Annotated in this window: 19 protein-coding genes and 1 riboswitch; of the genes, 15 read left to right on the forward strand and 4 right to left on the reverse strand. The window is 74.1% G+C overall.

The window, feature by feature from the left end:
• Window positions 1-126: 126 nt before the first annotated feature.
• The 7 genes from BM385_RS01980 to BM385_RS02010 are packed head-to-tail and all read left to right on the forward strand — an operon-like array spanning window position 127 to window position 7,980.
• Window positions 127-1,623: an FGGY-family carbohydrate kinase gene (locus tag BM385_RS01980; RefSeq protein ID WP_093841977.1), complete on the forward strand. Its 1,497-nt coding sequence runs from the start codon at window positions 127-129 to the stop codon at window positions 1,621-1,623.
• Window positions 1,616-3,130 (forward strand): FGGY-family carbohydrate kinase, encoded by a 1,515-nt coding sequence (locus BM385_RS01985; protein WP_254791414.1) that lies wholly within the window; start codon window positions 1,616-1,618, stop codon window positions 3,128-3,130. The genes BM385_RS01980 and BM385_RS01985 overlap by 8 nt, the downstream gene beginning before the upstream one ends.
• The gene (locus BM385_RS01990) at window positions 3,096-4,136 is read left to right on the forward strand and encodes a 2-hydroxyacid dehydrogenase (protein ID WP_093841978.1); all 1,041 of its coding nucleotides are present in this window, start codon (window positions 3,096-3,098) and stop codon (window positions 4,134-4,136) included. Before BM385_RS01985 ends, BM385_RS01990 begins: the two co-directional genes overlap by 35 nt.
• A 55-nt stretch (window positions 4,137-4,191) precedes the next feature.
• Window positions 4,192-4,833 carry a histidine phosphatase family protein gene (locus tag BM385_RS01995; RefSeq protein ID WP_093841979.1) on the forward strand — a complete coding sequence of 214 codons (642 nt, stop codon included), beginning with the start codon at window positions 4,192-4,194 and terminating at the stop codon, window positions 4,831-4,833.
• 50 nt (window positions 4,834-4,883) lie between these two features.
• The gene (locus BM385_RS02000) at window positions 4,884-5,969 is read left to right on the forward strand and encodes an ABC transporter substrate-binding protein (RefSeq protein ID WP_254791415.1); all 1,086 of its coding nucleotides are present in this window, start codon (window positions 4,884-4,886) and stop codon (window positions 5,967-5,969) included.
• A gap of 12 nt (window positions 5,970-5,981) precedes the next feature.
• Window positions 5,982-6,743 (forward strand): ATP-binding cassette domain-containing protein, encoded by a 762-nt coding sequence (locus tag BM385_RS02005; RefSeq protein WP_051131044.1) that lies wholly within the window; start codon window positions 5,982-5,984, stop codon window positions 6,741-6,743.
• Window positions 6,730-7,980 (forward strand): sugar ABC transporter permease, encoded by a 1,251-nt coding sequence (locus BM385_RS02010; protein WP_093841981.1) that lies wholly within the window; start codon window positions 6,730-6,732, stop codon window positions 7,978-7,980. The genes BM385_RS02005 and BM385_RS02010 overlap by 14 nt, the downstream gene beginning before the upstream one ends.
• A gap of 125 nt (window positions 7,981-8,105) precedes the next feature.
• Here BM385_RS02010 and BM385_RS02015 read toward each other — a convergent pair whose 3' ends face one another.
• Window positions 8,106-9,134, reverse strand: a complete 1,029-nt coding sequence (locus tag BM385_RS02015) for a porin PorA family protein (protein ID WP_093841982.1) — start codon at window positions 9,132-9,134, stop codon at window positions 8,106-8,108.
• A gap of 233 nt (window positions 9,135-9,367) precedes the next feature.
• Here BM385_RS02015 and BM385_RS02020 point away from each other — a divergent pair, with 233 nt between their 5' ends.
• Entirely contained in the window at window positions 9,368-10,240 is an 873-nt protein-coding gene (locus BM385_RS02020) for a sigma-70 family RNA polymerase sigma factor (RefSeq protein ID WP_093841983.1), read from the forward strand.
• 22 nt (window positions 10,241-10,262) lie between these two features.
• Complete coding sequence (locus tag BM385_RS02025) at window positions 10,263-10,751, forward strand: GNAT family N-acetyltransferase (RefSeq protein WP_093841984.1); 489 nt, start codon at window positions 10,263-10,265, stop codon at window positions 10,749-10,751.
• Between the two features lie 53 nt (window positions 10,752-10,804).
• Here BM385_RS02025 and BM385_RS02030 read toward each other — a convergent pair whose 3' ends face one another.
• A complete protein-coding gene (locus tag BM385_RS02030) occupies window positions 10,805-12,571 on the reverse strand; it encodes an ABC transporter ATP-binding protein (RefSeq protein WP_019432385.1) in 1,767 nt (588 codons plus the stop codon).
• Between the two features lie 183 nt (window positions 12,572-12,754).
• On the opposite strand from BM385_RS02030, the gene BM385_RS02035 reads away from it, so the two are divergent.
• The 6 genes from BM385_RS02035 to BM385_RS02055 all read left to right on the forward strand — a co-directional run bounded on the left by BM385_RS02035 (window position 12,755) and on the right by BM385_RS02055 (window position 20,551).
• Window positions 12,755-13,354, forward strand: a complete 600-nt coding sequence (locus BM385_RS02035; protein ID WP_093841985.1) for a helix-turn-helix domain-containing protein — start codon at window positions 12,755-12,757, stop codon at window positions 13,352-13,354.
• The gene (locus tag BM385_RS26975; protein ID WP_175542895.1) at window positions 13,351-13,512 is read left to right on the forward strand and encodes a hypothetical protein; all 162 of its coding nucleotides are present in this window, start codon (window positions 13,351-13,353) and stop codon (window positions 13,510-13,512) included. Before BM385_RS02035 ends, BM385_RS26975 begins: the two co-directional genes overlap by 4 nt.
• Before the next feature lie 90 nt (window positions 13,513-13,602).
• Window positions 13,603-13,790: riboswitch (cobalamin riboswitch) on the forward strand.
• Window positions 13,791-13,965: 175 nt separating this feature from the next.
• Window positions 13,966-16,290: a 5-methyltetrahydropteroyltriglutamate--homocysteine S-methyltransferase gene (gene metE / locus BM385_RS02040; protein ID WP_019432388.1), complete on the forward strand. Its 2,325-nt coding sequence runs from the start codon at window positions 13,966-13,968 to the stop codon at window positions 16,288-16,290.
• A gap of 278 nt (window positions 16,291-16,568) precedes the next feature.
• On the forward strand, window positions 16,569-17,405 hold the full coding sequence (locus tag BM385_RS02045) for an endonuclease I family protein (RefSeq protein ID WP_019432389.1): 837 nt from the start codon (window positions 16,569-16,571) through the stop codon (window positions 17,403-17,405).
• 123 nt (window positions 17,406-17,528) lie between these two features.
• Window positions 17,529-17,891, forward strand: a complete 363-nt coding sequence (locus BM385_RS02050) for a hypothetical protein (RefSeq protein ID WP_093841986.1) — start codon at window positions 17,529-17,531, stop codon at window positions 17,889-17,891.
• A complete protein-coding gene (locus BM385_RS02055; RefSeq protein ID WP_093841987.1) occupies window positions 17,888-20,551 on the forward strand; it encodes an AAA family ATPase in 2,664 nt (887 codons plus the stop codon). Before BM385_RS02050 ends, BM385_RS02055 begins: the two co-directional genes overlap by 4 nt.
• On the opposite strand, the gene BM385_RS02060 is transcribed toward BM385_RS02055, so the two are convergent.
• Both BM385_RS02060 and BM385_RS02065 read right to left on the reverse strand, forming a co-directional pair.
• Window positions 20,539-22,728, reverse strand: coding sequence for an MMPL family transporter (locus tag BM385_RS02060; RefSeq protein ID WP_093841988.1), 2,190 nt, complete (start codon window positions 22,726-22,728; stop codon window positions 20,539-20,541). The genes BM385_RS02055 and BM385_RS02060 overlap by 13 nt on opposite strands.
• Window positions 22,729-22,848: 120 nt before the next feature.
• Window positions 22,849-24,102: an MFS transporter gene (locus BM385_RS02065; protein WP_093841989.1), complete on the reverse strand. Its 1,254-nt coding sequence runs from the start codon at window positions 24,100-24,102 to the stop codon at window positions 22,849-22,851.
• Between the last annotated feature and the right edge of the window lie 27 nt (window positions 24,103-24,129).

Consider the following 24,129-nt stretch of genomic DNA (forward strand, 5'->3'; position numbering starts at 1 on the left):
AGATCGATGTTAAAAGTTGCGAAATAGCGGGACCCTGCGTGTAATACGCGTCACATCACAGTCGGCCGGGAAGAGGTGCGGCGGATGGCGGCGCCGGAACGGGATCGGGCGCGGGGTCGGTATCGGATGCGCGACACGGATGTGGCGGTGTGCGTCGACGCCGGCACCACCGTGATCAAGGCCGTGGTGTTCGACGCCACCGGCCGGGAACTGACGGTCGGCCGGCGCGAGACGGAGGTGCACCACCCCCGTCCCGGCGCGGCCGAGCAGGACATGGACGAGGTGTGGCGGGCGGTGGCCGCCGCCGTCCGTGAGGCGGTGGCCGAGGCCGGCCGCCCGGTGGGCCTGCTGGCGCTCACCGCGCAGGGCGACGGGGCCTGGCTGGTCGACCGCCGGCACCGCCCGGTCCGCCCTGCGGTGCTGTGGAACGACGCCCGCGCCGCCCCCGTCGTCCGCCGCTGGCGCGCCGAGGGCGTCCTGGAGCGGGCCTACCGCGACAACGCCTCGCTCAGCAACGCCGGACTGCCGAACGCCATCCTGCGGGTGCTGGCCGAACGGGAACCGGAGTCCCTGCGCGCCGCCCACGCCGTACTGACCTGCGGCAGCTGGCTCTTCCTGCGGCTGACCGGCGTGCTGGGCCTGCACCCGTCCGAGGCGTCCGCGCCGTGGCTCGACATCCGCACCCGCGCCTACTCCGACAAGCTCCTGGACGCCTACGGGCTGACGGCGCACCGCGCGCTGCTGCCGCCGCTGCTGAGCGGCGGAGAAACGGTCGCGCCGCTCACCGCGGCGGCGGCGCGGCAGGTCGGGCTGCCGCCGGACACCCCGGTCGTACTGGCCCCGTACGACGTGGTCGCCACCGCCCTGGGCACCGGCACCACCCGGGCCGGGCAGGCGACCTGTGTGCTGGGCACCACCTTGTGCACCGAGGTCCTCGTCGAACGGGCCGCCCCCGAGGAGGGCGAACCCGCCGGTCTCACCCTGGACTTCGGCGCACCGGGGCTGCTCATGCGCGCCTTCCCCACCCTGGCCGGCACCGGCGTCCTGGACTGGACGGTGGACCTGCTCGGCCTGCGCGACCACCGCGAACTGTCCGAGCTGGCCGCCCGGGTGCCGCCCGGTGCCGACGGGCTGCGGGTGCTGCCGTATCTGTCGCCGGCCGGCGAGCGGGCGCCGTTCCTGGATCCGGCGGCCAGCGGTCTGGTCACCGGCATGCTGTTCCGGCACGGGCGGGAGCACCTGGCGCGGGCCGTCCTGGAAGGTCTCGCGCACGTCATCCGTGACTGCCTGCGGGCCGCCCCGCACCGCCCCACCGAACTGGCGCTGTGCGGCGGCGGCGCGGCGAGCGCGCTGTGGTGCCAGCTGATCGCCGACGTCACCGGCCTGCCGGCCGTCTCCTCCCGCGACAGCCAGGTCGGCGCGAAGGGCGCGCTGCTGTGCGCGCTCACCGCGTTGGGCGCCTTCCCGGACCTTCCGGCCGCCGCGTCCGCGCTGGTGCGCACCGGCCGGCGGTACGAGCCCTCCCCCGGGCTGACCGCCTTTCACGACGCGGAGCACACCGAGTTCCTGGCCACCCGTGAGCTGGCCGCGACCCGGTGGAGCGGATGGCGGGCCGATGACTGAACCGGTGTGGATCGGGGTGGACCTGGGCACGCAGAGCGTCCGCGCCCTGGCCGTCGACGACGCGGGCGGCACCGTGGCGGCCACCGCCCGCCCGCTGCGCGGCCGGCGGGCGGGCCCGCGCCACGAACAGGACCCCGCCGCCTGGTGGGAGGGGACCGCCGACGCGCTGGCCGAACTGTCGGCCGCGCTCGGCGGACGCCCGGTCGGCGCCCTCGCCGTGTGCGCCACCTCCGGCACGGTGCTGCTGACCGGCCCCGGCGGGGCGCCGCGCACCCCCGGGCTGATGTACGACGACAGCCGCGCGGGCGCGCTCGCCGCCGAGGCCCAGGAGGCCGGCGCCGTGCTGTGGGACCGGCTCGGCTACCGCATGCAGCCCGCCTGGGCGCTGCCGAAACTGCTGTGGTGGCGGGACGAGGGGCTGCTGGCGGAGCCAGGGGCCCGGCTGGCCCACCAGGCGGACGTGGTGGCCGCGGCCCTGGTGGGCCGCCCGGTGGCGGCGGACTCCAGCCACGCCCTGAAGAGCGGTTACGACCTGCTGGCCGACCGCTGGCCGGCGGCGGTGCTGGAGCGGCTGCGCATCGATCCGGCGCTGCTGCCGGAGGTGGTACGGCCCGGGACCGTGCTGGGCGAGGTCGGCCGGGCGGCGGCGGTACGTACCGGGCTGCCGCCGGGCACCCCGGTGATCGCCGGCATGACGGACGGCTGCGCCGCCCAGCTGGGCGCGGGGGCGCTCGGCGTGGGCGAGTGGAACGCGGTGCTGGGCACCACGCTGACGCTGAAGGGGGTGAGCGCGGCGCTGCCGCGCGACCCGGCCGGTGCGGTGTACTCGCACCGGGCCCCGTACGGCGGACTGTGGCTGCCGGGCGGTGCGTCCAGTACGGGCGCCGGTGCGGTGCGCGCGCTGTTCCCCGACGCCGACCCGGCGGAGCTGACGGCGGGCGCGGCACGGGTGGAAGTGGCCGGGCTGCCGCCGTGCTACCCGCTCGTGGGCGCCGGTGAGCGGTTTCCGTTCGTCGCCCCAGGGGCGCGCGGTTTCCTCGGGGACGGCCCGCTGGAGCTGCGGGACGGCGGCGATCCGGCGGTGACGTTCGCCGCCGTGTGCGTGGGCGTGGCCCAGCTCGAACGGCTGGCCTTCGAGGTGCTCGCCGCCTCGGGGGCCGATGTGGGCGGCGCGGTGAGCTTCACCGGCGGGGCGGCGCGCAACCCGTGGTGGAACCAGCTGCGCTGCGACATGCTCGGGGTGCCGGTGCGGCTGCCGGAGAACCCCGAACCGGCCCTGGGCATGGCGGTGCTGGCCGCCGGCGCGGTACGGGGCGACATCCCGGCGGCGGCGCGGCGGCTGGTCCGGGTGCGCCGCACGCTGGAGCCGGACCCGGAACGTACCGCGCGACTCACCCCCGGGTACCGGGCGCTGGTGGCCGCGCTGGAGCGGCGCGGCTGGCTGGGCGGAGCGAGAAGAAGGGACGACGACCGTGGAAGAACCGATCCAGGTGCTGGTGGCCGGTGACCACTTCGTGCTCAACCGGCTGCTGATCGAGGCGCTGGAGGCGGCCGGCGGCAGCGCGGCGTGGCGGGTACGGGAGCTGGAACTGCCGTGGCCGCACGTCCCGTTCGGGCCGGTCGGGGAGGTGGTGGAGGCGTCGGGCTCGGAGGAGGAGCTGATCGAGGCGCTGGCGGGGGTGCGGGTGTGCCTGACGCAGATGGCGCCGCTGACCCGGCGGGTGCTGCGGGCCTGCCCGGACCTGGAGCTGTTCGCGGTGTCGCGCGGCGGCCCGGTGAACGCCGACCTGGCGGCGGCGGCCGAGCACGGGGTGGCGGTGACGTACGCGCCGGGCCGCAACGCCGCCTCGACGGCCGAGCACACGCTGGCGCTGATGCTGGCGGCCATGCGGCGCATCCCGCAGGTGCACGCGAGTGTGCTGGCGGGGCGCTGGGAGAGTTCCCAGTACGCGTACGAGGCGACGGGGCTGGAGATCGAGGGCGCCACGGTCGGCCTGGTCGGCGCGGGCGCGGTCGGCGCGCGGGTCGCCACGGCGCTGACCGCGCTGGGGGCGCGGGTGCTGGTGGCCGACCCGTACGCGGACCCGGCGGCGCTGCCGGCCGGGGTGCGGGTGGTGGAACTGCCGGAACTGCTGGCGTCCAGCGAGGTGCTGTCGCTGCACGCGCGGCTGACGCCGGAGACGGCGGGCCTGATCGGCGCCGCCGAACTGGCGGCGCTGCCCCGCGGAGCGGTGGTGGTGAACTGCGCACGCGGCGGACTGCTGGACTACCGGGCGCTGGCCGCCGCGCTGCACGACGGGCAGCTGTTCGCGGCGGCGCTCGATGTGTACGACGTGGAGCCGCTGCCGGCCGATCATCCGCTGCGCGGGGCGCCGCATCTGGTGCTGACCCCGCATCTGGCGGGCGCGAGCCGGGCGGTGGCGGAACGCGCGGCGCGGATGGTGGCGGCCGAGGCCGACCGCTGGCGCCGCGGCGAACCGCTCCTGCACCGGGCGAACGGCGGCCGGCCATGACCCGTCCCCACGACACCGGAGCGCGGCTCCGGCACCGCCTGCGAAGGAGCACGCCATGACCGGGACGACACCACGCGGCACGGCCGGACGGCTGTTGCTGGTGCGGCACGCGCAGACCGTGTGGCACCGGGAGAACCGGTACGCGGGCGCGCGCACCGATCCGGCGCTGACCGCCGCCGGGGAGCGGCAGACCGGGGAGCTGGCGCGTGCCGCCGTCACCGAGGGCGTCCAGGTGGTGGTCAGCTCGCCCCTGGGGCGGGCCGTGCGCACCGCCCGCCCGGCCGCCGAGGCGGTCGGGACCGGCATCGAGCTGGAACCGGGGCTGCGCGAAGCCGACTTCGGGGAGCTGGAGGGACGGACCCGGCAGGAGGCGGACCCGGAGCTGGTGCGCCGGTTCGTGGCCGATCCGGTCGCGCACCCCTTCCCCGGCGCCGAACCGCCCGGCGAGGCCGCCGACCGGGCGGTCGCGGCGCTGCGCGGCGTCGTGGCCCGGCACGGCGACCGTACCGTGCTGGTGGTCGCGCACAGCACCGTGCTGCGGCTGGCCCTGTGCCGGCTGCTCGGTCTGCCGCTGCGCCACTACCGCCGGCTCTTTCCCCGGATCGAGAACGTGGCGCTCACCGAGATCGCCCTGCCCGCCGACGACGCCGCCCCGGCGGCCCTGCTCGCCCTGAACCGCACCGTCCCGACGCCGTGAGCGCGTGAACCGCCGTGACCGCCGTGACCGCCGTGAAAGGACCGACCGCCGTGCGCAGACGCCGACCTCTCTCCCTGACCGCCGCCGTCCTCATAGCCCTGACCGCCGCCACCGCCGCCGGCTGCGCCGCCGACGAGTCCGGTGACGGCGCGGGCGGCGGGGGCGGGGGCGACAAGATCGCCTTCCTGATGCCGGACATCGCCTCGCCCCGCTACGAGCTGTACGACAGCCCGCTGTTCGAGGCGCGGATGAAGGAGCTGTGCGGCGACTGCGAGGTGATCTACAACAACGCGAACGCCGACGCCTCCCGCCAGCAGCAGCAGGCCAACTCCGCCTTGGCGCAGGGGGTGAGCGCCATCGTCATCGACCCGGTCGACTCCAACGCGGCGGCGGGCATCGTGAACACCGCCCGCGCGCAGGGCGTACCGGTGATCGCCTACGACCGGCCGGTGCTGGGGACGCCGCCCGACTACTACATATCCTTCGACAACGAGGCGATCGGCGAGTCCATCGGCCGCTCGCTGATCGAGGAGCTGGAGGCCGGCGGCGCCGAGGGCGGGCTGCTCCAGGTGAACGGCTCCCCCACCGACGCCGCCGCCGGGCTCATCAAGCAGGGCATCCACAACGCGATCGACGACAGCGGTTTCGAGCTGCTGGCCGAGTACGACACGCCCGACTGGCAGCCGGCCAAGGCGCAGGAGTGGGTGGGCGGCCAGATCACCCGGTTCGGCGACGGGATCGCCGGGGTGGTGGCGGCCAACGACGGGACGGGCGGCGGTGCGATCGCCGCGTTCAAGGCGGCGGGTGTGGAGGTGCCGCCGGTCACCGGCAACGACTTCGAGGTGGCGGCGGCGCAGCGGATCGCCTCCGGCGACCAGTTCAACACCATCTCCAAGCCGATCAAGATCGTGGCGGAGGCGGCGGCCGAGGTGACGTGGCAGTTCCTCCAGGGTGAGGAACCGGCCGGTGAGACCACCCTGTTCGACACGCCCGCGCAGCTCTTCGAGCCGACGGTGGTGACGGCGGACAACCTGGCCGAGGTGGTGGCCTCCTCCGAGCAGCTGACGGCCGCCGAGGTGTGCACCGCGCAGTACGCGGCGGCGTGCGCGGCGCTCGGCATCGCCGACGCGGGCTGAGGGGGGCGCGGGATGTCAGTGGTGCTGTCGCTGCGCGGCATCAGCAAGAACTTCGGCGCGGTGGCGGCGCTCAGCGAGGTCGATCTGGACGTGGCGGCCGGTGAGGTGGTCGCCGTGGTCGGGGACAACGGGGCCGGCAAGTCCACGCTGGTGAAGGTGCTGGCCGGGGTGCACCGGGCGGACAGCGGCACGATCGCCTTCGAGGGCGCGCCGGTGACGATCGGTTCGCCGGCCGGCGCGCACGCGCTGGGCATCGCCACGGTGTTCCAGGATCTGGCGCTGTGCGAGAACCTCAATGTCGTCGAGAACCTGTTCCTCGGCCGTGAGCTGCGCCGCTCCCGGCTGGACGAGGTCACCATGGAGCTGCGTTCCTGGGAGCTGCTGCGGCAGTTGTCCGCGAAGATCCCGACGGTACGGGTGCCGGTGGCCTCGCTCTCCGGTGGCCAGCGGCAGACGGTGGCGATCGCCCGGTCGCTGCTCGGCGATCCGAAGGTCATCGTGCTGGACGAGCCGACCGCCGCGCTCGGGGTGGCGCAGACGGCCGAGGTGCTGGCGCTGATCGAGCGACTGCGGGACCGCGGCCTCGGCGTGATCATGATCAGTCACAACATGGCGGATGTCCGGGCGGTGGCGGACCGGGTGGCCGTGCTGCGGCTGGGCCGCAACAACGGGGTGTTCGCGGCGTCCGCCGTGTCCGAGCAGGACATCATCGCGGCGATCGTGGGCGCGGTGCCGGTTCCGGAGGACCACAGGGGGAGCGATGACGACACGTGAGAGCGAGGCCGCCGCCCCGCTGGATCTGCTGGACGAGCGGCTGCGGCACGGCGGCGGGTGGCGGGCCGTGGCCCGGGCCGGCTGGGAGCGGCTGCGGGCCGGCGACGTGGGGCCGCTGCCGATCGTCGCCGGTCTGGTGGTGATCTGGACGGTGTTCCAGCTCCTCAATCCGGCGTTCCTCTCCAGCGCCAATCTGGTGAACCTGCTGATGGAGTCGGTCGCGGTCGGGGTGATCGCGCTCGGCGTGGTGTGTGTGCTGCTGGTGGGCCAGATCGATCTGTCGGTCGGCTCGGTCAGCGGCCTGTCGGCCGCGCTGACCGCCGTGACGTTCGTCAACTCCGGCTGGCCGCTGCCGCTCGCGCTGGCGGCGGCGATCGGCGCCGGGGCCGCGATCGGCTGGCTGTACGCGCAGCTGGTCACCCGGCTGGGGGTGCCCAGCTTCGTGGCGACGCTGGCCGGGCTGCTCAGTTTCCTGGGGCTCCAGCTGTATCTGCTGGGCAGCACGGGCGCGATCAATCTGCCCTACGACTCGGGCCCGGTGCACTTCGCGCAGCTGGCGTTCGTGCCCGAGTGGCTGTCGTACCTGCTGGTGGTGGCCGCCGCGCTGGCGCTGTTCGGCGCCGGGCACGGGCTGGCCCGCACCCGGCGCGCGGCCGGTCTGTCGGCGCGTTCCACCCCGCTGCTGGTGGCGCGCAGCGCCGCGGTGCTGGTCGGCGGGGTGCTGGCGGTCCGGTATCTGAACCAGGGCCGGGGCGTGGGCTGGATGGTGGTGGCGTTCGTGGCGCTGGTGCTGGTGCTGAACTACGCGCTGACCCGCACCGCGTGGGGCCGTTCGGTGTTCGCGGTGGGCGGCAACGCGGAGGCGGCGCGACGGGCCGGGATCAACGTACGGCGCGTCTACACCTCGGCGTTCGTGCTCTGTTCGTCGCTGGCCGCGCTCGGCGGGGTGCTGGCGGCGTCCCGGCTGGCGGCGGCGAACCAGGCGAGCGGGGCGGGGGACGTCAATCTGAACGCGATCGCGGCGGCGGTGATCGGCGGGACGTCCCTGTTCGGGGGCCGGGGCAGCGCCTTCTCGGCGCTGCTGGGCATTCTGGTGATCCAGTCGATCTCCAGCGGGCTGACCCTGCTGGACCTTGACTCCTCGTTCCGGTTCATCGTGACGGGTCTGGTGCTGGCACTGGCGGTGGCGCTGGACTCGGCGGCGCGCCGCTCCCGGGCGGCGCACGGCAGAGCCTGAGCCCCCGGGCGCTGGCGCGGCCGGGCCCGACGGCCGTACGGGGCAGGGCGTCTCGCGCCGGTGCGTTCCCGTCCGCCGGGTGGCGGGAGCGGGAACGCACCGGGGCGACGGTCGGGGCGGGCGGCTCAGGCGGTCTGCGCGCCCGGTTCCGGGGTGCCGGTGCCGCGGCGGGCCCTGATCTCCAGGGCCGCGGCGACGGCGAGCAGCACGATCGCCGCGCCCAGCAGCCCGAGCGGGGCCAGCACCCGGACCAGCCACAGCATCCGGGCCGACTCGGCGGCGTCGTCGGCGCGTTCGCTCACGCCCTCCGCGGTGCCCTGGAGCGACATGGCGTTGACCGGTGCCAGCGTGACCGGCTGCCCGTCCGGGCCCGCCGTCTGGGCCACGATGGTCTGCTCCAGGGAGCCGTCGAGCACCATGCCGGTCTCGGAGTCGATCCAGGCGGTCCGCTGCACGGTGGCCGCGTACGTCAGTGGTACGGGGTCGGGCAGCGCCTCCAGCGCCTCGGGCGGCGGCAGCTGGTCGGCGGGCAGGGTCTGCGCGATGCCCGCGAGCAGGTCCTTCGGCAGGGCCTGCGGGAGCCGTTCGGCGATCGCGGGCTCGCCGAGCGGGCCGGCCGCCTCGACGACGAACACGTAGGCGGTGCGGCCCTCCAGGTCCTCGGTGCGGTCGTAGACGGCCGGCGCCTCGGTGGCGGTGGTCGGGTCCCAGAAGGTGTAGTCCTTCTCCTCCGGCTCCAGCGGCCAGGAGATCACCAGCCCCTGGTGTTCCTCGGCGTCGCTGCCCTCGGGCACCGGGCTGTTCACCAGGTCGGTGCGGTCCACGGACCAGCGGTGCGCGGTGCTGGACAGCTCGGAGCCGTCGGGACCGGCGACCGTGACGTCGTCGCTGACCACGGCGGTGCCGCCGTCGGTGTCCACGACCTTGACGTGGCGCTCGACGGTGACCGGTATGTCGCTGAGGAACGCGTTGGCGACATCGCCCTGTTCGAGGGCGGCGGCGTTCAGCAGCGAGGCGGTACCGGTGTACGCGAAGACGCTGTCGGTGTCGGAGGGGAGCTGGTGCACCTCCGGATAGACCGCGAATCGGGTGACCGCCGACGCGGCCACCAGTACGACGGCCGTTCCCGACAGAATCCAGGTGCTTTTCCGCATGGTTGTCTCCCGAAAGCAGGCGCGCACGACGATGTACGACAGCCCGGAGGCGGTGGCCGGGAAACCCCCCTGTGCCCACGTCCTCCGGTCAACCGCCCGGTCAACCTAGGGTTGTGGCAGTGAACCGTCAATAACATGGGCAGTACTCGCGGGTAACGGGTTGGGCACGCGTCACAACCGGGCCGCGCGGCGGGTCAGCACGGGTGACGGTCGCGGCGCGAGGAGGACGGGCGATGGACGGGCACGAGGAGCTGGCGGCACGGTTCGAGGAGCACCGGCCGAGGCTGCGGGCCATGGCCCGGCGGATGCTCGGCTCGGCGGCGGAGGCCGAGGACGCCGTGCAGGAGGTGTGGCTGCGCGCCGCGCGGGCGGGCGCGGCCGGGGTGGAGAATCTCGGCGGCTGGCTGACCACCATCACCGGCCGGGTCTGTCTGAATCTGCTGCGCTCGCGCGGGTCGCGGCCCGAGGAGCCGCTGCCCGAGGGGTACGAGCGGGCGGCGCCGCCCGCCGCCGGGCCGGCCACCGGGCCGGAGGAGGCGGCGCTGCTGGCGGACTCGGTGGGGGCCGCGCTGGTGGTGGTGCTGGAGACGCTGAGCCCGGCGGAGCGGCTGGCGTTCGTGCTGCACGACATGTTCGCGGTGCCGTACGAGGAGATCGCCCCGATCGTGGGGCGCGGCGAGGCGGCGACGCGGCAGCTGGCCTCGCGGGCGCGGCGCCGGGTCAGGGGCGCGGACCCGGGCACCGGGGGCGGGGCGGCGGACGCCGGGCGGCGGGAGGTGGTCCGGGCGTTCCTGGCCGCCGCCCGGGAGGGGGATCTGGAGGGGCTGGTGGCGGTGCTGCACCCGGAGGTGGTGCTGCGCTCGGACGACGGGAGCGAGGTGCGCGGCGCCGCCCGGCTGGCGCGCGGCGCGTCCGCGTTCGCCGCGGCGTACGGCGGCGGACGTCCGGCGCTGGTGGACGGGCGGCTCGCGGCGGTCACCCGCTCCGGTGGCGGCGCGGTGGCGGTGGCGTTCTTCACCGTCGAGGACGGCCGGATCACCGCGATGGACACGGTCGGCGACCCGGTGCGGCTGGCGGCGATGGAAATGCGGCTGCTGGAGGACTGACCGGCTCCGTACACTGCCCGGCATGATCACCCTGGAACCGCTGCGGGCGGAGCACGCGGAGGCGCTGCTGGCCTTCGAGCAGGAGAACCGGGCCTGGTTCGCCCGCTCGGTGCCGGACCGGGGCGACGCGTACTTCGCGGAGTTCGCCGACCGGCACCGGGCGCTGCTGGCCGAGCAGGAGACGGGCGCCGTCCGCTTCCACGTGGTGCTGGGCGAGGGCGGTGAGCTGATCGGCCGGATCAATCTGGTGGACGTGGCCGGTGGCTCCGCCGAGCTGGGCTACCGGATCGGTGAGCGGGCGGCGGGCCGGGGCGTGGCCACGGCGGCGGTCGGCCAGGTGTGCCGGCTGGCGGCCGGCGCGTACGGTCTGGGCTCGCTCACCGCCCGCACCACGCGGGACAACGCGGCTTCCCGGGCGGTCCTCGGCCGCAGCGGGTTCACCGAGGTCGGTGCCACGGAGATCGGCGGGCAGCCGGGCATCCGCTACCGGCGCGCGCTGACGCGGCCCTGACCGCCCAGCGGGGCGGGCCGGCGCCCCTTTCCGGGTTGCCGGCCCGCCGGCCGTCAGGTGAGCTGGCCGCGCTGGAGGCCGGCGTACGCGCCGCCGTGCGCCAGCAGTTCCTCGTGGGTGCCGATCTCGGCGATGCCGCCGTCGCGCATCACCACGATGCGGTCGGCGTTGCGCACCGTGGACAGCCGGTGCGCGACCACGAAGGTGGTGCGGCCAGCGACCAGCCGGCCCAGCGCCTCTTGGACCAGCGCCTCGGAGCGGGTGTCGAGCGCCGAGGTGGCCTCGTCCAGGATGAGCACCCGCGGGTTGCGGATCAGGGCGCGCGCGATGGCGAGCCGCTGCCGCTGCCCGCCGGAGAGCCGGCCGCCGCTCTCGCCGACGACCGCGTCCAGGCCGCCGGGCATCCGCTCGACGAACTCCAGGGCGTTGGCGTCGCGCAGGGCGGCCCGGACGGCGTCGTCGTCGACGTCGTCCATGCCGTAGGCGACGTTCTCCCGGATGGTGCCCTCGAACAGGATCGACTCCTGCGGGACGACGGAGACGAAACGCCGGTAGGTGCGCAGGTCGAGGGTGTTCATGTCGGCGCCGTCCAGCAGCAGCCGGCCGCTGGTGGGCCGGATGAAGCCGATGACGAGGTTGAGGACGGTGGACTTGCCGGCCCCCGAGGCGCCGACCAGCGCGATGGTCTCGCCCGGCCGGACGGAGAGGGAGAAGTCGCGCACCGAGGGCCGTTCGGCCTCCTCGTAGTGGAACCCGGTGTTCTCGAACTCGATCGCCCCGCCCACCTCGGTGACGACGGTCTTGCCCTCGTTGTCCTCCAGGGCGGGCGCCTGGAGGACCTCACCGACCGAGCGCACCGACTCCAGGCCCTTGGTGATGACCGGGGCCAGCCCCATCAGGGTGGTGGTGGAGTTGGTGAGGGTGGTGAGGAACGCGCTGAGCATCACCACGTCGCCGGCCGTCAGATCCCACACCTCGTAGTAGGCGATGAGCGCGGAGCCGGTGAGGAAGAGCACTCCGAGGGCGTTGAGGAAGACCCAGGCCAGTGAGGCGAACCGGCCGTTCAGCAGGTCCAGGCGCAGTCCGGAGCGCAGCACGTTGCCCAGGGTGTGGTCCATGCGGCGCAGCGCGCTGGGCTCCAGGCCGTGGGCGCGGGTGACGGAGATGAGCCGGGTCATCTCGGTGACGCGGGAGGAGAGGTTCTCCACCTCGTGCCGGAACTCCTCGTTGTGGGTGCGCAGCCGGGTGCGCAACCGCATCACCAGCAGGGCGGCGACGGGCACCACGATGAGGAAGACCGGGAGGAACTCGGGGGTGCGGATGCCGATGATGACCAGGCCGCCGACGAGGACGGTGATGGCGCCGAGGCCGGTGTCCGAGGATTGCTGCACCATCTGTTCGATGGTCTCGACGTCGCGCACCACCTTGGCCTGGAGCACACCGGCGCTGATCCGGGAGTGGTAGCCGATGGACAGCTGTTGCATCCGGGTGCACAGGGCGGAGCGGACCGCGGTGCCGACCCGGCGGATGCTGCCGTACAGCAGCCGGACGTAGAGCAGGTGCAGCGGCGGGTTGATGATCAGGATGATCATGACGACGCCGGCGCTGCTCCACAGCTGGCTGATGGGCAGGTGCTGCACCACGGTGTCGACGATGGCGGCGGTGACCAGGGGCAGCAGCCAGACGGGGCTGTGCTTGACGACGAAGACGAAGAGGGCGCCGGCGATCCGGTGGCGGCTGCCGCGGAAGAGATAGGCGAGGGTTCGTACGGGGTGTTCGCCACGGTAGTGGTGGTCGAGCGGCCCTTCGGGCGTTGCCATGCGGGAGGTTCCTCCGAACCTGGGCAGGGTCTCAGCAAGCCGTAGCAAGCGCTTTCCGACGGGACTCTACCCGCCCCGCCCCGCACTCGACAGGGCGTTTCGGAGGGCGGTCGGAGGCACGGCGCTTTTGCCTGTGGGACAAGAAATTTGCCTCACAGGCGAAGCGCTGCTTCGATCGGAGCCATGACACCCGAGCTGCCCGCCATGGCGCCCCGGCTGCGCGACCTGCGCACCCGGGCCGGGCTGACCCTGGAGGCGGCGGCGAGCCGGGCCGGCCTGTCCCCCGCCCATCTCTCCCGGCTGGAGACCGGCGGCCGGCAGCCCTCGCTGCCGATGCTGCTGGCGCTGGCCAGGATCTACGGTACGACGGTCGCCGAGCTGCTGGGCGAGGTTCCCGCCACCGCCGACCCGGTCACCCGGGGCGGCGGCCCGGGGGCGCGCGAGGCGGACGGCTGGACGTACTGGCCGGCCGGCGGGCCCTCCCGCGCCATGCAGGCGCTGCGGGTCCAGGTCCCGTACGGCGGCGGCCAGGACGATCTGGTGCGGGTCCACCCGGGCGAGGAGTGGCTGTACGTGCTCGGCGGCCGGCTGCGGCTGGCCCTCGGCGAGTCCGTCCAGCTGCTGGAGCCCGGCGACAGCGCGCACTTCGACTCGCTCACCCCGCACCGGATCGGCGCCGCCGGCCCGGAGGGCGTCCAGCTGCTGTTCGTCCACACCCTGCTGCGCAGCGGGGCCACCCAGCTGTGCCTGGGCGGTAACGGAAGGGAGGCCGTCCGGCCATGACCGACGGTGAACGTCACGACCAGCCGGAGCAGGTGAAGAAGAAGGGCAGCGAGCTGCCGCCCGGGTTCCTCCCCCGGTTCTTCCTCTACGGCGTGCTGGGCCATCTCGTGGTGGGCCTGATCTTCCTGATGATCTGGGCGGGTTCCCGCGCCCAGTAGCCGGCGCCCCGCCCGCGAGCGACGCGTCCCGTCCGGCATGCGAACGGGGTGTCCAGCGAGCGGGCACAGCGCTTAGGCTGGCTCCGCAGCTGGTTCGCCCTGCCCGCCAGGCAGACGCGTCGCAAGAGGGAACCCGGTGGGAATCCGGGACTGCCCCGCAGCGGTGAGCGGGAACGACCGCCGTCATACGCACTGGAGCCACCCGGCCCCGGGAAGCGACGGCCACTAGGACAGCTCGTCATCCGACGGGAAACGCCCGCGAGTCCGAAGACCTGCCACTGCCCGCGCGCACCCGCGCGCGGTCACCGGTGACCTTCGAGGGCGGGTCGGCGTCACGCGGCAGGCGGTCGGCACAGCGGGATCATCCCGTGTCCCTCCGTCCGGCGGCGATCGCCTCTTCGCGCCCCCGTTGAGCCATCGGTCATCGGAGTGAGACTCGCGAAGGAGAGTTCCGTGACCGCACAGTCCGCAGCCGCGGCAGCACGGGCGACCGTGTACGGCGTACCCCGGCAGGGCCCGGGCCGAGAGCTGAAGAAGGCCGTCGAGGGCTACTGGAAGGGCCGTGTCGACGCCGCCGCACTGCACCGCACCGCGCAGCAACTGCGCCGCGACAACTGGCAGTGGCTGGCCGAGGCCGGCATCCACGAGGTGCCCACCGGTGACTTCTCGTACTACGACCATGTGCTGGACACCAGCGTCATGGTCGGCGCCGTTCCGGCCCGGCACCGTGCGGCGGTCGACGCCGACCCGCTGGACGGGTACTTCGCGATGGCCCGCGGCAACCAGGAGGTGGCGCCGCTGGAGATGACCAAGTGGTTCGACACCAACTACCACTACCTGGTGCCCGAGCTGGGGCCCGACACCGTCTTCCGGGCCGACTCGCGCGCGCAGGTGGCGCAGTTCTCCGAGGCGCTGGCGCTCGGGCACACCGCCCGGCCGGTGCTGGTCGGCCCGGTCACCTTCCTGCTGCTGGCCAAGCCCGCGCCGGGGGTCGCCCCCGACTTCGAGCCGCTGACGCTGCTGGACCGGCTGCTGCCGGTGTACGCCGAGGTGCTGGCCGATCTGCGGGCCGCCGGGGCGCGGTGGGTGCAGCTGGACGAGCCGGCGCTGGTCGCCGACCGCACGCCCGCCGAACTGAACGCCGCCGCCCGCGCCTACCGCGACCTGGGCGCCCTCACCGACCGGCCGCAGCTGCTGGTGGCCTCCTACTTCGACCGGCTCGGCGAGGCGCTGCCGGTGCTGGCGAAGGCGCCCGTGGAGGGTCTGGCGCTGGACTTCACCGGCCCGGCGGCGGCGAACCTGCCGGACCTGGCCGCGGCGGGCGGGCTGCCCGGCAAGCGGCTGGTGGCCGGGGTGGTCAACGGCCGCAATGTGTGGATCAACGACCTCGGCGCCTCGCTCAGCACGCTCGGCACCCTGCTCGGGCTGGCGGACCGGGTCGATGTGGCGGCCTCCTGCTCGCTGCTGCACGTGCCGCTGGACGCCGCCGCCGAGCGGGACATCGATCCGCAGCTGGCGCGCTGGCTGGCCTTCGCCCGGCAGAAGGCGGAGGAACTGGTCACCCTGGCCCGCGGTCTGGGCGAGGGCACCGGCGCGATCACCGCGCGGCTGGCGGCCAACCGCGCCGACCTCGCCTCGCGGGCCAACTCGCCGCTCGCGCACGACCCGGCGGTACGGGCCCGTACCGCCGCCGTGACCGATGCCGACCACCGCCGCTCGCAGCCGTACCCCGACCGGGCGGCGGCGCAGCACGACCGGCTCGGGCTGCCGCTGCTGCCGGTCACCACCATCGGGTCTTTCCCGCAGACCGGCGAACTGCGCACCGCGCGCGCCGATCTGCGCGCCGGGCGGATCGATGAGGCGGCGTACGAGGAGCGGATCGCGGCCGAGATCCACGAGGTGATCGGCTTCCAGGAGCGGGCCGGGCTCGATGTGCTGGTGCACGGGGAGCCGGAGCGCAACGACATGGTGCAGTACTTCGCGGAGCAGCTGACCGGGGCGCTGACCACCCGGCACGGCTGGGTGCAGTCGTACGGCACCCGGTACGTCCGGCCGCCGATCCTGGCCGGGGACATCGCCCGCCCCGAGCCGATGACGGTGCGCTGGACCCGGTACGCGCAGTCGCTGACGGAGCGTCCGGTGAAGGGCATGCTGACCGGCCCGGTGACGATGCTGGCCTGGTCCTTCGTCCGGGACGACCAGCCGCGCGCGGAGACCGCCCGGCAGATGGCGCTGGCGCTGCGGGACGAGGTGCTCGACCTGGAGGCGGCGGGCAGTTCGGTGATCCAGGTGGACGAGCCGGCGCTGCGCGAGACGCTGCCGCTGCGGGAGGCGGGGCGTGCGGAGTACCTGGCGTGGGCGACGGAGGCGTTCCGGCTGACGACGGCCGGGGTACGGCCGGACACCCAGATCCACACGCACATGTGCTACGCCGAGTTCGGTGACATCCTGCGGGCGATCGACGAGCTGGACGCGGATGTGATCAGCCTGGAGGCGGCCCGTTCGCACATGCAGGTGGCGGACGAGCTGGGTGCGGCCGGGTATCCGCGCGAGGTCGGCCCCGGCGTGTACGACATCCACTCGCCGCGGGTGCCGGACGCGACGGAGGTGGCGGCGCTGCTGCGCAAGGGTCTGTCGGCGATTCCGGCCGAGCGGCTGTGGGTGAACCCGGACTGCGGTCTGAAGACCCGGGGCTGGCCGGAGGTCCGGGCCGCGCTGGAGAACCTGGTGACGGCGGCCCGTGAGGTGCGTGAGGGGCTGCCGGTGACGGGCGCCTGACGGGCATGCGGTGACCGGCCGGGGCCGGTGGGCGGGAGACGGTGTTCCGGTGTCCGCCCGCCGGCCCCGGTGCGGGTCCGGCGCCGGTACGGGTCCTGGCGGGTACGCGCTCGGCTGCGGAGCGGCACGCGCAGTGTTGGCGTGCCGGTCGTCTGCCGGTCACGAAGGTGTGGTGCGACGGTCGTGCTGGACGCGCGTAGCACGGCGCTGTGGGTGGCAGGATCACGACAACGTGCGTCCGCGTCGCGGACCGTTCCCCTCCCGCGAGAGGCCCCCACATGTCCGATCCCGCCCCCACCTCCACCGCCCCGGCCCCGCTGCCCGCCCGCGCCGGTGCCATACGCTTCCGCCGGGTGCTGCTGCCGGGCGCCGTCGCCACCGCGCTCGCGGCGGTCCTGCTCGCCCCGCTGCCGCAGGCCACCGCCGCCGACGACGCCTACTACCAGGATGCGCAGGGCAAGACCGGCGCCCCGCTGAAGCAGGCCCTGCACGCCATCATCAGCGAAGACACCACCCAGCTGACGTACTCCCAGGTGTGGGAGGCGCTCAAGGTCACCGACGCCGATCCGGCCCGGCCCGGCAACGTGGTGCTCCTGTACAGCGGCATCTCCCGCAGCGCCTCCAGCAACGGCGGCAACACCGGCCAGTGGAACCGCGAACACGTCTGGCCGCAGTCGCACGGCGGTTTCGGCACCGCCCCGGGCCCCGGCACGGATCTGCACCATCTGCGGCCCGAGGACGTGCAGGTCAACAGCGCACGCGGCAACAAGGACTTCGACGAGGGCGGCAGCCCGGTCGCCAACGCCCCGGGCAACTACACCGACGCCGACTCCTGGGAGCCCCGGGACGCGGTCAAGGGCGATGTGGCGCGCATGGTGTTCTACATGGCGGTGCGCTACGAGGGCGGCGACGGCTTCGCCGACCTGGAGCTGAACGACACGGCGGGCAACGGCAGTGTGCCCTACCTCGGCCGGCTCTCCGTCCTGAAGGAGTGGCACGAGCAGGACCCGCCGGACGCGGCGGAGAAGCGGCGCAACGACGTGATCTTCGAGGACTACCAGAACAACCGCAACCCGTTCATCGACCACCCGGAGTGGGTCGAGGCCATCTGGTGAGCCGGGGCCCGGCGGCGGACCCGGTACGACACCCGTACCGCCCGGCCGCCGGGTCTCCTCCCCCGCGCGGCCGACCGGTGCCGGCCCTGGTGAACCGTCGAACGGGCGTGGAATCATGACGTCATGTCACGTGGCGCGCGGTGGGGGGCGGCGGTCGGTGTCTCCGCCGTGGCGTTCGGGGTGGTGCTGTGGGTGGTGGCCGCCGATCCGTTCGGCTGGCTGCCGGAGGCCGAAGAGGTGCGCTGGGCGGTGGCCACCGCCTTCGCGGGCGCGGTCGCCGGGGCGGTCGGCACGGCGGTGGCCTGGTGGGCGGGCCGGGAGACGGCCGCACCGCCGCGCGCCGGGGTGGGGATGACGGCCGTGGGCGAGGACCGGTCAAGGATCACGCAGCGCGTCACGCACGCGGGAGCGGGCGAGGTCTCGCTGGACGCCCGGGGTTCGGGCGAGGCGGAGATCTCCCAGTCGGCCGAGGAACGCCGCCCGTGACCGGCGTGGAGGTACGTGCCGAGGGCAGCGGCGACGCCCGGATCGAGCAGCACGTCCAGGTGCGGATCTCGGGACGCGGCTCCGAGGTCATCGGTCATCTGCCGGCGGTCGGCCGGACACTGGGGCGGGCGGCGGAACTCAGGACGGTGCGCGAGCAGCTGACGCGCCGCAACCCTGCTGCGGGCCCGCTGGTGGTGCACGGCCCGGCCGGGGCCGGGAAGACGCACCTGGTGCACGCGGCGGCGCAGGGAATCCGGCGGGAGGAGCGGCAGGGCCGGCGGTTCTCCGGCGAGATCGAGATCCGGATCGACAACCGCACGCCCGAGCAGTACCCGCCCGCCCGGGCGCTGCGGCGGGTCGTGGACATCCTGGCGCACGCCCTGGACACCGAGGTCCCGGCGCGGCTCTCCGCCGAGGCGGCACAGGACCGGTACCGCGCCTGGCTGGCCGACTACAGCCGGCGGCACGGCGGGCGGCCGGTGCTGATCCTGGTGGACGGCGCCACCGACGCCGGACAGGTACGGCCGCTGCTCCCGCCGGACGGCGCCGGGGCGCTGGTGGTCACCAGCCGTACGCGACTGGCCGGCATCACTCCCCCGCCCGCTCTGGTGGAGGCCGGCCCGCTGGCGGCGCCGGACGCGGTGGCGCTGCTCGCCGCCGTCGTGGACACCGCGTCCCCGGGCTGGGAGCGGCGCGTCGCCCGCGATCCGGAGTCGGCGCTGCGGGTGGCCGACCTGTGCGACCGGCTGCCGCTGGCGCTCACCCTGGCCGGCCGGGCGCTGGTGTCCGCCGAGCGGCTGACGGTGCGGGAACTGGCCCGGCGGCTGGCGGACTCGCCCCGGCGCGCGGCCGAACTGGACGACGGCGCACCGGGGATACGGGCGGCCCTCGACGTCTCGCGGCGGCTGCTGACGGCCGAGGACCGCTCCGTCCTGGAACTGCTGGACTGCCATCCCGGGCCCTTTCTGCACGTCGACGGCGTCGCGGCGCTCCTCGGCACCGAGGCCGAGCAGGCGGCCGGGGTGCTACGGCGGCTGCACGAGGTGCGCCTGCTGGAGGACGCCGGAACGTTCCGGCACGCGTACCGCATGCCGGGCCTCATCCGGCAGTTCGTGGCCGAGCGGGCCGCCGGTCTGTCGCAGGACCGGCGCGACCGCGCCCTGGCGCGGCTGCTGCGGAGCTACGCGGAGACCGCGCGGGTGGCCGACCGCGCGCTGCACCGCGCGCCGCCCACCACGGACGGTGTTCCGCCAGGGGCCGGAGAGGTCCTGGACTCCCCGGAGACGGCACTGGCCTGGCTGGACGCGGAACGGCCCAACCTGGTGGCGGCCGTACCGCCCGGACTCGACCACCCCGACGGCGCCGTCCGGCACGACGCCATCGGGCTGACACGCGCGCTCACCGCGTTCCTCGATCTGCGCGGCCACCAGGAGGACTGGATCCTGACCCACCGGGCCGCAGCGCGGCGCGCGGCACGGGACGGTCACGGGGCGGACGCCGCCGTGCTGTGGCGGGAGCTGGGCCGGGTACTGCACCGGCAGGGCGATCTCGGCGCGACGCTGGAGTGCTACCGCAAGGCCTCCGCGGCCGGTACGGCGGGCGCTTCGGAGCAGGCTCGGCTGTACGCGTTGCTGACGCTCGCGTGCACCGAAGCGTACGGGCGGTCCGAATCCGAGCGTTGGGACGAGGGGGAACCGGCGGCCCTGCCGACCACGGCGGCGCAGTTGCCGGACGACCGGGGGCGGGCCGCCGTCCTGTTTCTGGCGGGTCTCGTCGAGGGACGGGCGGGTCGGATCGCGCAGGGTCTGGAGCAGCTGGCCACGGCCGAGAGACTGTTCCGCGAGCAGGACGACACCCACGGCCTGGCCCGTTGTTCGCTGGCCATCGGCAGGTACCGGCTCGCACAAGGGAACCTCGCCGGCGCCAGGAGCGCGTTCCAGCAGGCGTACCAGGCGGCCTCGTCCGGAGATCCGCTGGCCCGGGGTATGGCGCGGTACAACCTGGCGGTGCTGGACATCCGCGCCCGCAGGGTCCGGCAGGCGTACCTCTCGCTGGCGGAGGCGGCCGGGCTGTTCGCTTCGCTCGGGTCGCGGGAGGGCGAGCGGCTGGCGGAGAGGACCGCCGAACTGGAGCAGTTGCTGGGCGGCGTGTGGGGACGGCGGAAGCGGCTGCGTGCGGCGGAGCCGCTTGCCGTCCTGTACACCTGGCTGCTGCTGCCGCCGCTGGCGGCCGGGGCGGCGGCGTTGCGGGGCGCCCTGGACGCGTGGTCCGCCCCGGCGGACGACTGGGCCACCGCGCACGCCCTGCTCCCGACGTGGGCCGGAGAGCCGTCCGGGGAGGTGGAGGTGGGCGATACCGCCGCGCGCGGGCAGGCCATGGGGCTCTCGCTGTCCGGGCCCGAGCCCGAGCCGGAGCCGGAGCTGTTCGAGCCCGAGCCGTCGGCACCCGCGCCCTTCCGCGCCGTACGCTTCGCGCGCGCCGAGGACCGGGACGCCCGGGAGCCCGCCACGGAGGAGTCCGGTTCCTGGTCCGGCTACGACAGCGGGTCCTCGTACGACAGCGACCGGGAGGACTCCGCCACCTCCTCCGATTCCGCGTACGGCTCGTCGTACGGCTCCTCCGGCGACTCCGTTGCGGCCGATGACGACTACTGGCGCTGATTCCCGCTCCCCCGGTGCGCCTCCTCCAGGCGCTTGCCCTCGATGTCCGGGTCGGGCAGGTGGCGGAACCAGCGCGGATGGGACCAGATACGGCCTCCGACCAGGGCCATCACCGCCGGGACCAGGGTGAGCCGTACCACGAACGCGTCCAGCAGGACGCCGATGGCGAAGCTGAAACCGATCGCCTTGATGGTCGGGTCGCTGGTGAACATAAAAGCCAGAAAGATGCAGAACATGATCAATGCCGCAGCTGTGACCACCCGTGCCGAATGCGACATACCGCGCACCACCGCGCCGCGCGCGTCGCCGGTCCGTGAGTAGTCCTCCTTGATGCGCGAGACGACGAAGACCTCGTAGTCGCTGGAGAGTCCGAAGATGATCGCCAGCATGATGATCGGCAGGAAGCTGACGGTCTCGGCGGGCACGATGCTGAACAGGTGCCGCCCCCAGCCCCATTGGAAGAGGGCGACCTGGGCGCCGAAGGCGGCGAGGATCGACAGCAGGAAGCCGAGCACCGACTTGAGCGGGACGAAGAAGGTGCGGAAGGCGAAGGTCAGCAGGATGAGGGCCAGTCCGACGACCACGATCAGGAAGACGGGCAGCGCGGAGGAGAGTTTGGCGGAGACGTCGATGTTGGAGGCGGTGTTGCCGCCCACCAGGATGGTGGCGCCGGTGCTGCCCTCGATGGCGGCGCGGTCGTCGCGGATGCGGTGCACCAGGCTGGTGGTCTCGGGGTCGTTCGGTCCGCTCTGCGGGGTGACCTGGATGACGGAGACGCCGCCTTCCATGGTGAGCGGCTGCACGGCGGCCACGTCGGGCAGCTTGCCGAGGGCGGCCATCAGCTGATCGGTCCGGCGCTGTTCCGTCACCCCGTCCGCGACGATGAGCAGCGGGCCGTTGGCGCCGACCCCGAAGCCCTCCGTGATCAGGTCGTACGCCTGGCGCTGGGTGTTGGAGGTGGGCTGGGAGGCGCCGCTGGGCAGTCCGAGCCGCATGTGGGTGGCGGGCAGGGCCATCACCGCGAGCAGCAGCACGCCGAGGATCAGCACCGGGACCCGGTGCCGTACGACGAAGGCGCCCCAGCGGGCGCCCCGGTGCTCCTCGGGCGCGGTGGCGGCGGTGCGCGCGGTGCGCTCCAGGTGGGCGTGCAGCCGGCGGGGGCGGCTGATGAACTGCACGATCCTCGGCCCGGCGAAGCCCAGCATGGCGGGCAGCAGGGTCAGCGCGATCAGCATGGCGATCAGTACCGCCCCGGCAGCCGCCAGGCCCATCACGGCGAGGAACGGGATGCCGACCACCGACAGCCCGCACAGCGCGATGATCACGGTGAGGGCGGCGAAGACGACGGCGCTGCCCGCGGTCCCGACCGAGAGGGCGACGGAGTCCTCCGGGTCCATGCCGCGCAGCACGTGGTTGCGGTGCCGGTAGAGGACGAACAGGCCGTAGTCGATGCCGCAGGAGAGCCCGAGCATGATGGCGACGGTGGTGGAGGCGGTGGCGACGTTCACCACGGCGGCGAACGCGGTGACGGCCATGATGGTGATCAGCACGCCGAGGACGGCGGTGACGATCGGCATACCGGCCGCCACCAGCGAGCCGAAGGTGATCAGCAGGATGATCAGGGCGACGACGACGCCGACGAGTTCGGGGCCTTCGGAGGGTGCGGTGGTCCAGCCGGGGAAGACGCTGCCGGAGTAGGCGACGTGGACGCCGGCGGCCTCGGCGGGCTGGACCGCGCGCTTCACGTCGTCCAGCGTCGAGGAGTTCACGCTGCCGGGCGGCACCGTGTACTGGACGGAGCCGAGTCCGATGGTGCCGTCCGGTGAGGTCGCGCCGCCCTGGAAGGGGTCGGTGACCTCGGCGACCTGGTCCACCTTCCGCAGGTTGGCCACCGCCTGCTCGATCCCGTCGCGCTGCCGGGTGTCGGTGATGCGCGCGTTCTCCTCGGCGGCGAAGACGACCTGGGTCTGGCCGCCGCTCAGCGCCGGGACGCGCTGGGCGAGCAGGTCGGTGGCGCGCTGCGACTCGGTGCCCGGGATGGTGAAGTTGTCGTTGGTCTTGCCGCCACTGGTGACCGCGGCGCCGATGGTGAGGACCGCGATCAGCAGCCAGAGCGCCAGCACAATCCGGCGGTGCCGGAAGGACCACCTTCCGATACGGAACAAGAACGTGGACATGGTGTTCCTTCCCGGCCGGTGCAGATCACAGGCGATCATGCCCGGACAGGGAGGTACGGGACATTCACGACACGCGGCGGACCGCCGTCACGCCGCGGTGCCGGCGCGCCGCGCGGGCGGTCACCGGGCGCCGGCGGGCGGTTCCTGCTTCCGGGCGGCGGACGCGGGCGCGGGCGCGGCGGCGGGCGGCGGGACGGGGCCCTCGGTCAGCGGGGTGGTACGGGTGAGGGCCAGGACGGCGAGCAGGGCCAGCGCGTACAGTCCGGCCAGCAGCTGAAAGCCGAGGGTGAACGACCCGGTACTGTCCTTGATCGTGCCGAGGGCGGAAATGGCCGCGAAACCGCCCGCGTTGGCGCAGAAGTTTCCGAAGCCGGAGCTGAAGCCGGCCGTGCGCTGGCCGAGATAGTGCAGCCCCACCCCGAACAGCGGGCCGAAGTACAACTGTACGAACAGCGCGTTCACCCCGATCACCGCCAGCAGCGGCAGCACCCCGCCCACCAGCGGCAGGACGGCGAGCGAGGCGCACAGCGCGGTCAGCGCGACGGCGATGACCAGCAGCGGGCGGCCGAGCCGGTCGGAGAGCCAGCCGCCGAGCAGATTCGACGGGGCGGTGATCAGCGCGCTGGTGGCCGCGATCGCCCCGGCCCCCGCGAGCGACATGGCGTGCTCGGCCACCAGATAGCTGGGCAGCCAGAACGCGAGCCCCTGCGCCGTGGCGAGACGTGCGAACTGGATGACACCGATCAGCCACAGCGCCGGGTGTCCGAACAGCCGTCGCACCTCGGCGAGCCGGGGGAACGCGCCCGGCTCGCGGTGCGGATCGGTGCCCACCCGGTGGTAGAGCAGCGCCCACAGCACTCCGGTACCACCGAAGATCACGAACAGCCAGCGCCAGCCCAGCGGACCGACCGCCAGTGGCCCCAGGATGTTCAGCAGGACGCTGGAGGCGAACCCGCCGGCCACGTACAGACCCATCGCCGTCGCCTTGCGGTCGGCCGGGAACTGCTCCCTGATGAGCATCATCCCCGGCGCGAAGATCAGCGAGCGGAACAGGCCCGACACCGCCTGCACCGCCAGCAGCCAGCCGTACGGGTGCACGACGGCGAAGGCCAGTGACATGGCGTTGGTGCCCAGCACCCCGGCGCAGAACAGCTTCTTGGGCGAGTAACGGTCGGTCAGCCAGCCGGCGGGCACCTGCATCAGCGCGTACACCAGGGTCGCGGCGGCGGCGAGCTGACCGGCCTGGGCGAATGACAGCCCCAGGTCCTCGCGGATGAGCGGCAGGAACAGGGATATCCCGCCCATCCCCAGCGCCTGGCTGCTCTGCCCGAGCACGATCAGCCAGGTGTCCGCTCTGCCGCTCCCCCGTGCCATGACCGTCCCTCGCCCGCCGCTCGCCTG

It is taken from the genome of Streptomyces harbinensis, from assembly GCF_900116145.1.
Classification (GTDB): domain Bacteria; phylum Actinomycetota; class Actinomycetes; order Streptomycetales; family Streptomycetaceae; genus Streptomyces; species Streptomyces carpaticus.

What these genes read in the sequence shown, in the direction of transcription:
- BM385_RS01980 (WP_093841977.1), top strand. Translation starts at nt 127, where the DNA reads ATGCGCGACACGGATGTGGCGGTGTGCGTCGACGCCGGCACCACCGTG.
- BM385_RS01985 (WP_254791414.1), top strand. Translation starts at nt 1,616, where the DNA reads ATGACTGAACCGGTGTGGATCGGGGTGGACCTGGGCACGCAGAGCGTC.
- BM385_RS01995 (WP_093841979.1), top strand. Translation starts at nt 4,192, where the DNA reads ATGACCGGGACGACACCACGCGGCACGGCCGGACGGCTGTTGCTGGTG.
- BM385_RS02005 (WP_051131044.1), top strand. Translation starts at nt 5,982, where the DNA reads ATGTCAGTGGTGCTGTCGCTGCGCGGCATCAGCAAGAACTTCGGCGCG.
- BM385_RS02010 (WP_093841981.1), top strand. Translation starts at nt 6,730, where the DNA reads ATGACGACACGTGAGAGCGAGGCCGCCGCCCCGCTGGATCTGCTGGAC.
- BM385_RS02015 (WP_093841982.1), bottom strand. Translation starts at nt 9,134, where the DNA reads ATGCGGAAAAGCACCTGGATTCTGTCGGGAACGGCCGTCGTACTGGTG.
- BM385_RS02020 (WP_093841983.1), top strand. Translation starts at nt 9,368, where the DNA reads ATGGACGGGCACGAGGAGCTGGCGGCACGGTTCGAGGAGCACCGGCCG.
- BM385_RS02025 (WP_093841984.1), top strand. Translation starts at nt 10,263, where the DNA reads ATGATCACCCTGGAACCGCTGCGGGCGGAGCACGCGGAGGCGCTGCTG.
- BM385_RS02030 (WP_019432385.1), bottom strand. Translation starts at nt 12,571, where the DNA reads ATGGCAACGCCCGAAGGGCCGCTCGACCACCACTACCGTGGCGAACAC.
- BM385_RS02035 (WP_093841985.1), top strand. Translation starts at nt 12,755, where the DNA reads ATGACACCCGAGCTGCCCGCCATGGCGCCCCGGCTGCGCGACCTGCGC.
- BM385_RS26975 (WP_175542895.1), top strand. Translation starts at nt 13,351, where the DNA reads ATGACCGACGGTGAACGTCACGACCAGCCGGAGCAGGTGAAGAAGAAG.
- BM385_RS02045 (WP_019432389.1), top strand. Translation starts at nt 16,569, where the DNA reads ATGTCCGATCCCGCCCCCACCTCCACCGCCCCGGCCCCGCTGCCCGCC.
- BM385_RS02050 (WP_093841986.1), top strand. Translation starts at nt 17,529, where the DNA reads ATGTCACGTGGCGCGCGGTGGGGGGCGGCGGTCGGTGTCTCCGCCGTG.
- BM385_RS02060 (WP_093841988.1), bottom strand. Translation starts at nt 22,728, where the DNA reads ATGTCCACGTTCTTGTTCCGTATCGGAAGGTGGTCCTTCCGGCACCGC.
- BM385_RS02065 (WP_093841989.1), bottom strand. Translation starts at nt 24,102, where the DNA reads ATGGCACGGGGGAGCGGCAGAGCGGACACCTGGCTGATCGTGCTCGGG.